Source organism: Emticicia aquatica, assembly GCF_923079645.1.
Lineage (GTDB): Bacteria > Bacteroidota > Bacteroidia > Cytophagales > Spirosomataceae > Emticicia > Emticicia aquatica.
Genome location: NZ_CAKLPY010000002.1, coordinates 1671458 through 1679207 on the forward strand (window position 1 = coordinate 1671458; position 7750 = coordinate 1679207).

Consider the following 7750-nt stretch of genomic DNA (forward strand, 5'->3'; position numbering starts at 1 on the left):
TAATAGACTAATTGATAATAATAAGATGTCAAATAAATTAGATGCCAAAATTCCTGAAGGTCCATTATCGGACAAATGGACAAAGTATCGCTCAACTGTACCATTAGTAAACCCGGCTAACAAGCGTAGTTTGGAAATTATTGTGGTTGGAACAGGCTTAGCTGGAGCTTCGGCTGCTGCTACATTGGCCGAACTCGGCTATAAAGTTAAAGCGTTTTGTTTTCAAGATTCACCTCGCCGAGCTCACTCAATCGCAGCTCAAGGTGGTATCAACGCTGCTAAAAATTATCAAAATGATGGTGATTCTGTTTACCGTTTATTTTATGATACAATTAAAGGTGGTGATTACCGTGCAAGAGAAGGAAATGTGCACCGTCTAGCAGAGGTTTCGGGTAATATCATCGACCAATGCGTGGCTCAAGGTGTTCCGTTTGCTCGTGAGTATGGTGGACTTTTATCTAATCGCTCATTTGGTGGTACGCAAGTTCAACGTACTTTTTATGCTGCTGGTCAAACAGGGCAACAATTATTGTTAGGAGCTTATTCTGGTTTAGAGCGTCAAGTGGGTATCGGTAACGTAACCATGTACACTCGCCATGAAATGCTTGATGTAGTAATGATTGATGGAAAAGCTCGTGGAATTATCGCTAAAAATTTAGTAACCGGCGAACTTGAGCGTCATTTCGGACACGCAGTATTGCTTTGTACAGGTGGATACGGAAACGTATTCTATTTGTCAACCAATGCAATGGGTAGTAACGTAACTGCCGCTTGGAAAGCACATAAAAAAGGAGCAAATTTTGCCAATCCTTGTTATACACAAATTCACCCAACTTGTATCCCTGTATCAGGTGACCACCAGTCGAAACTTACTTTGATGTCAGAATCATTGCGTAACGATGGTAGAATTTGGGTGCCAAAACAAAAAGATGATAAGCGTGCTGGAAATGATATTCCAGAAGAAGAAAGAGACTACTACTTAGAGCGTCGATATCCTGCATTCGGAAACTTAGTCCCTCGTGATATTGCCTCACGTGCCGCCAAAGAGCGTTGTGATGCAGGTTACGGAGTTGGGGCATCAAAAATGGCTGTATATCTTGATTTTGCTTTCGCAATTGACCGTTATGGAAAAATTGAAGCAAACAAAAAGAATATGCACGATGCTTCTAAAGAACAAATTACGGAAATGGGTAGAGCGGTTGTGAAAGAGAAATATGGTAACTTGTTTGATATGTACAAACAAATTACTGGAGAAGACCCTTACGTTTTACCAATGCGTATTTATCCAGCGGTTCATTATACAATGGGTGGACTTTGGGTTGATTACAATTTGATGACAAATGTACCAGGTTTATATGCTTTGGGTGAAGCTAATTTCTCTGATCACGGTGCAAACCGTCTTGGGGCAAGTGCCTTGATGCAAGGTTTAGCCGATGGATACTTCGTTATCCCTTATACAATTGGCTCATATCTTTCAAGTGAGATTCGTACCAAATCAATACCAACTGACCATCCTGCGTTTGTGGAGGCTGAGAAAGCGGTTCAAGATAGAATCAACAAATTGATAAATATCAAAGGAAAACAATCTCCCGAATCATTCCACAAGCGTTTAGGTAAAATTATGTGGGATAAATGCGGAATGGCTCGTAACGAAAAAGGTCTGAAAGAAGCAATTGCTGAAATTCAAGCTTTGAAAAAAGAATTCTGGTCAGACTTACGTATTATGGGTGATGCTGATGAATTTAATCCTGAATTAGATAAAGCTGGTCGTGTTGCTGATTTTATCGAACTTGGAGAATTAATGTGTGTTGATGCTCTCAATCGTAATGAATCTTGTGGTGGTCACTTCCGTGAAGAGTTCCAAACCGAAGAAGGAGAAGCACTTCGTGACGATGAGAACTACATGTATGTAGCAGCATGGGAATATGAAGGTGAAAGCAAATGGAACCTTAACCCAGAACCATTGATTTACGAAAACATCAAAATTGCTCAACGTAGTTATAAATAAACCCTTGCCCCAAAAGGGGTGAACACAAAATATTTACAGTTATGTCAGAAGGTAATATGAACATCACACTCAAAGTGTGGCGTCAAAAAAATAAAAAAACAAGCGGTAAGTTGGAAACTTATCAAGTTGAAGGTATTTCTGAAGATATGTCGTTCTTAGAAATGTTTGACGTTTTGAACGAACGCCTAGTTTCAGAAGGAACTGAACCAATTGCATTTGACCACGATTGCCGTGAGGGTATCTGCGGAATGTGTTCGATGTATATCAATGGTCAACCTCATGGACCACTACAAGGCGTAACAACTTGCCAATTGCACATGCGTAGCTTCAAAAATGGTGATACTATCGTAGTTGAACCTTGGAGATCAGTAGCATTTCCAGTTGTAAAAGATTTAGTTGTTGACAGAAGTTCATTCGACCGTATCATCGCATCAGGTGGTTATATTTCTGTTAATACAGGAAATGCTCAAGATGGAAATTCATTACCTATACCAAAAGATGATGCCGACAAAGCATTTGCTGCTGCGGCTTGTATCGGTTGCGGAGCTTGTGTTTCTGCTTGTAAAAATGCGTCAGCAATGTTATTCGTTTCAGCAAAAGTTTCGCAATTAGCATTATTGCCACAAGGTCAACCAGAGCGTCAAGACCGTGCAATGAAAATGGTTGCTCAAATGGATGCAGAAGGATTTGGTTCTTGTACAAACACTGGAGCTTGTGCTGCTGAATGTCCAAAAGAGATTTCTCTCGAAAATATAGCTCGCTTAAACCGTGAATACCTTGGAGCAAGTTTAGGTTCTACGAATTAAGATTAGCAAAGTACATTAAAAAAGTCCCGATTTCTTGTGAAGTCGGGACTTTTTTGTAGAAATATAGTATCGAAATACCTCATTAATTTACGCATACGTATTCAACATCACTGGCATAACGAGCATTAAAGTATCTTCATTTTCTGTTTTCTCAACAGGAATAATCAATCCTGCACGATTTGGTTGAGACATTTCCAAAGAAATATTTTTTACGCTCAAATTATTTAACATTTCAATCAAAAACTTAGCATTAAATCCAATTTCCATTTCTTCGCCATCATATTCGCAAGAAAGCTTTTCTGTTGCTTCGTTTGAATAATCCAAATCTTCAGCAGAAATAACTAACTCATTAGACGAAATTTTTAAGCGAATTTGATGTGTAGTTTTATTTGAATAAATTGAAATACGCTTCAATGTACTCAATAATTCTGTACGTTCAATTCTCAATTTATTGGGATTACTCTGTGGAATTACATTTTCATAGTCAGGGAAACGTTCGTCAATTAATCGGCAAATCATTTTAATGTGTCCAAAACTAAAAAATGCATTTGAATTGCTAAATTCAGCTTTTACAGGTAATGTTTCACCAGGGAGCGAAGATTTTAATAAGTTAAGAGCCTTACGAGGTAAAATCATCGAAGTTGCATTCGGAGATTTTATGTCTTCACGACGATAACGAATCAAACGGTGACCATCAGTTGCTACAAAAGTTGTCGAATTATCAGAAACTTGAACAAAAACGCCTGTCATTGCTGGACGTAAATCATCTGTACTTGTAGCAAAAATTGTATTTGCAATGGCCGAACCAAGCATATCCGAATCCATTTCAATACTGAAATTACGATTTACTTGCGGCACACGTGGAAAATCCATTGGATTTTCACCCGCCAACTTATAACGGCCATTAGCAGTTACTAATTCTGTTCCGAATGTTTCTTCGTCAATATTTATTTGTACTGGTTGCTCAGGTAAACTACGCAAAGTATCTAACAATAAACGAGCAGGAACAGCAAACGAACCACTATCACGAGATTCTACTTCAAACTCAGTAATCATTACAGTCTGCATATCAGAAGCCGTAACGGTTAAGTTAGCCTTGTCTAATTGAAACAAAAAATTCTCAAGAATCGGAACAATTGGATTACTGGCAATAACGCCATTAATAGTAGAAAGGTGTTTCAGTAAAGAGGAGGACGAAATAATAAATTTCATGGGTTTTATTGAGTTTTACTTTTAATAGTTTATTGCTTGAGTACTTATTTACGAAAATTGTGCCAAAATTTTCGGTGCAGAATAAGTCAGCAAAAGTACTAAGAAATATGGGTTTAGCAAAAGAAAAAAGGCTATTGATTATATCATTATAATATAGCCAATAGCCTAAAGTATTTTTATAAAGTAAATTCTAAAAACAAATGATTATGTACTTTGCCTAATTAAAGTACGTTCAGCCCACTTTGAACCAACGTTTTGGCAAGTAAAGCAAACTTTATTCTATCAGGCACTCTGATGCGTTCGTGTTGAATGCGATTAGCCGCTGTTTGTTTTATTCTACTAAATAATTTTAAGTAATAAACGTAAGCTAAATAAACGCCTTTTTTTGCTCCTTCGGGCAAACCCATGATTCCTCTGTAAGCACTATCAAAATCTTTTTGAATATCAGCTTCGATAATTTCTTTTGCCAAAATATCAAAATTATTAAAATCAACGCCAGGAAAATATACTCTTCCACGTTCACTAAAATCACTTTTTAAGTCTCGTAAAAAATTTACTTTCTGAAAAGCGGCACCCAAACTTCGAGCATCAGCTTTTAGTTTGTCGTATAAAGTTTCATTTCCTTCGCAGAAAACACGTAAACACATTAAGCCAACAACTTCTGCCGAACCATAAATGTATTCGTCATAGCCATTCTCGTCGTAAGCAATGTTGTATAAATCCATTTCCATACTATGCAAAAAAGCAGCAATGAGTTCATGTTCAATTTTATATTGCCTCACGATTTTTTGAAAAGAATGTAAAATTGGATTCAAACTGATGCCTTCTTCAATGGCTCGATAAGTTTCATCTTTATATCTGTCTAATAATACTTTCTTGTCAAAGTCATGGAAAGTGTCCACAATTTCATCAGCATATCTTACAAAGCCATAAATGGCAAATATAGGTTCGTGAAACTTCTTATCAAGAGTTTTAATACCTAATGTAAAGGAAGTACTGTAAAGCTCAGTAATAAGCTTACTACACCCAAAAGTAGTTTTTTCGTACAAATCCAACATTACTTTTATTTGTTCAAAACAGTTAAGAGATTGATTTAGTATTGTATATGAAATATTTTAGAAACATGATAAAAGTCATTGTAAAATATTTCAGTATTCCAATATATAACATATAATTGTATAAACAACGAAAACTCAAAACTGTTTTAAAGAGAGTAATATATATTTATTGTTAATTTATCATTCAAGAAGCCTTAAATTCTTTGTTTACTTGTTTTGCCACTACCAAACCCGAAATCAATGATGGCGGAACTCCTGGGCCAGGAACAGTTAGTTGTCCTGTATAATATAGGTTTTTAATTTTTTTACTTTTTAAACTTGGTTTCAGGAATGCTGTTTGGAAAAGTGTATTTGCCAAACCATAGGCATTACCTTTATATGAGTTGTATTCTGCTTTGAAATCATTTACTGCAAAACTTTTCTTATAAATAACATGGTTTCTAATATCATGACCAACATAGGCTTCTAATCTTTCCATCACGATTGCGTAATATTTTTCTCTTATCGCTTCGGTATCTTCTAAATCTGGGGCAATTGGAATTAAGACGAATAAATTTTCACAGCCTTCTGGGGTAACACTATTATCGGTCTTTGAAGGGGCCGAAGCATAAAACAAAGGTTTTGTTGGCCATTTTGGATTTGTATAAATTTCGTCGGCATGAACATTAAAATCTTCATCAAAAAATAGATTATGATGTGTCAATTTATCAACTCGTCGATTTATTCCTAAATAAAATAATAATGAAGAAGGGGCCATTATTCTTTTATCCCAATATTGTTCATTATAATTACGGGTTTCATCACTTAATAGTTTATCCTCAATATGATGATAATCGGCACTACCTACTACAATATCTACCTCGTACTCGCCTTTATTAGTAATTACCTTTTGAGCCAATTTTCCTTCAACTGATATGGAAGTAACAGGTTCATCTAATTTGAATTTCACTCCTTTTTCTTCTGCAAGCGAAACTATACCTTTTACAATTTCATACATGCCACCCATCGGATACCATGTGCCAAGAGCAATTTCAGCGTAATTCATCAAACTGTACAAGGCTGGCGTATTCTGAGGGGTAGCTCCTAAAAACAAAATTGGAAATTCCATTAATTGTAAAAGCCTTTCATTTGAAAAGAATTTACGAATATGCTTTCCAAAAGATGCAAACAAGTCGAGACTTATCGCTTTAGATGCTAAACGAATATCAAAAAACTCTGTTATCGAAATGCTAGGTTTCCAAACAAACTCGCCAATGCCAACATCATATTTATATTTAGACTCTTCTAGAAAGTCTGCTAATCGTTTGCTGCTTCCAATTTCAATACTTTCAAATAATTCTTCAAGTTTTTGCATATTCGCAGGTAACGAGATTTCATCAGCCGTATTAAAGATAACCTTATAAGAAGGGTCAAGCCTTTTCAACTGATAATAATCAGAAGGCTTTTTCCCAAACTCAGCAAAGTAACGCTCAAATATATCAGGCATCCAATACCAGCTCGGACCCATATCGAAAACGAAACCTTGTTCTTCAAAAACTCTAGCTCTTCCGCCAGCCATTGAATTCTTTTCAATCACAGTAACATCATAGCCATCATTGGCCAATTTAGTTGCAGCCGATATACCAGAGAAGCCAGCCCCAATTACAATTACTCTTTTCATAATCAAACTTTAGTTCATTATTATTATGTACAGTTAGCTATTCATTAGAAATGCCTACAATACAATATATATATACAAAGAAACATTGGTAACAATAAAGAAACAATATATATAATAGCATTCGTAGAATCTACATTATTATATACACTTCCTAAACCCAAATTAACTAAGATGGAAACAAGCATAATTCAAATTTGTTTTAAAGAAAGGAGATAATAGGTTAATCAGTATCTTTCCCAGAGTTTCATATATGAATATATAAAGAACTTGTTGTATTTATTGGGTTGAGTAATTTTGTAAATGTCTGATAGTTAGGTGATAATTGGATGTTGGTAGAAATAGTTTTGCTAGGGGGTATTGTGTAGTTAGAAAAAGTTCGTACCTTTGCACTCCCAAACGACGAGAGTTGAGCGGGGAAAAAGGTTTGACGTTGCGTAGCAGGAGCATGGCAAATAGGGCTTTAAAAAAAGGTTAAAGTTTATTTGTTTTTATTAAATTAAATTAAGACCTTTGCACCCCGATAGAGTTGAGAGATAGTAGAGGGGGAGATTAGGAAAAAGAAATTTCAAAAAGTGTTAGGTTTTGTTGAATTGTTTTAAGACCTTTGCACCCCGATAGAATTGAGAGATAATAGAGGGGGAGATTAAGAAAAAGAAATTTCAAAAAGTGTTAGGTTTTGTTAAATTGTTTTAAGACCTTTGCACCCCGATAGAATTAGAGAGTAAGGGGATTAGGGATTAGAAAAAAAATCGAAAAATAATTTTGTTTATTAAAAAAGTTTTTCGTACCTTTGCAATCCGTTTCGGAAAGTAGAAATGGAAAAGAGATTAAGGGGATTGTCTAATAACGAATTGATTATCAATAGTTTAAGTTGTTAGAGGATTAACAAATTCGGTTAATTTCGGTGAAATTGATTGGGTAAAGTTCATTAACTTATTGGGAGAGCAAATGCGAGATTATATTTTAAAGTAGTCAGGCAAACTTGATATTTACAATGGAGAGTTTG

The 7750-nt window shown here is 35.5% G+C and carries 5 protein-coding genes; 2 read left to right on the plus strand and 3 right to left on the minus strand.

The window, feature by feature from the left end; all coding sequences use genetic code 11:
- Positions 1-25 precede the first annotated feature (25 nt).
- A complete protein-coding gene (locus tag MJQ71_RS16665; RefSeq protein WP_238807834.1) occupies positions 26-2008 on the plus strand; it encodes a fumarate reductase/succinate dehydrogenase flavoprotein subunit in 1983 nt (660 codons plus the stop codon).
- A gap of 56 nt (positions 2009-2064) precedes the next feature.
- Positions 2065-2814, plus strand: coding sequence for a succinate dehydrogenase/fumarate reductase iron-sulfur subunit (locus tag MJQ71_RS16670; RefSeq protein ID WP_238807869.1), 750 nt, complete (start codon positions 2065-2067; stop codon positions 2812-2814).
- Positions 2815-2901: 87 nt separating this feature from the next.
- Here the strand turns inward: MJQ71_RS16670 and dnaN are convergent, their stop codons facing one another.
- The 3 genes from dnaN to crtID form a co-directional block, all read right to left on the minus strand.
- Positions 2902-4026 (minus strand): DNA polymerase III subunit beta, encoded by a 1125-nt coding sequence (gene dnaN / locus MJQ71_RS16675; protein WP_238807835.1) that lies wholly within the window; start codon positions 4024-4026, stop codon positions 2902-2904.
- A 221-nt stretch (positions 4027-4247) separates the two neighbouring features.
- Positions 4248-5084: a phytoene/squalene synthase family protein gene (locus tag MJQ71_RS16680; protein ID WP_238807836.1), complete on the minus strand. Its 837-nt coding sequence runs from the start codon at positions 5082-5084 to the stop codon at positions 4248-4250.
- Between the two features lie 184 nt (positions 5085-5268).
- Entirely contained in the window at positions 5269-6744 is a 1476-nt protein-coding gene (gene crtID, locus MJQ71_RS16685; RefSeq protein WP_238807838.1) for a bifunctional phytoene desaturase/3,4-desaturase, read from the minus strand.
- Between the last annotated feature and the right edge of the window lie 1006 nt (positions 6745-7750).

Coding starts and splice junctions, on each gene's coding strand:
- MJQ71_RS16665 (WP_238807834.1), top strand. CDS start 26: ATGTCAAATAAATTAGATGCCAAAATTCCTGAAGGTCCATTATCGGAC.
- MJQ71_RS16670 (WP_238807869.1), top strand. CDS start 2,065: ATGAACATCACACTCAAAGTGTGGCGTCAAAAAAATAAAAAAACAAGC.
- dnaN (WP_238807835.1), bottom strand. CDS start 4,026: ATGAAATTTATTATTTCGTCCTCCTCTTTACTGAAACACCTTTCTACT.
- MJQ71_RS16680 (WP_238807836.1), bottom strand. CDS start 5,084: ATGTTGGATTTGTACGAAAAAACTACTTTTGGGTGTAGTAAGCTTATT.
- crtID (WP_238807838.1), bottom strand. CDS start 6,744: ATGAAAAGAGTAATTGTAATTGGGGCTGGCTTCTCTGGTATATCGGCT.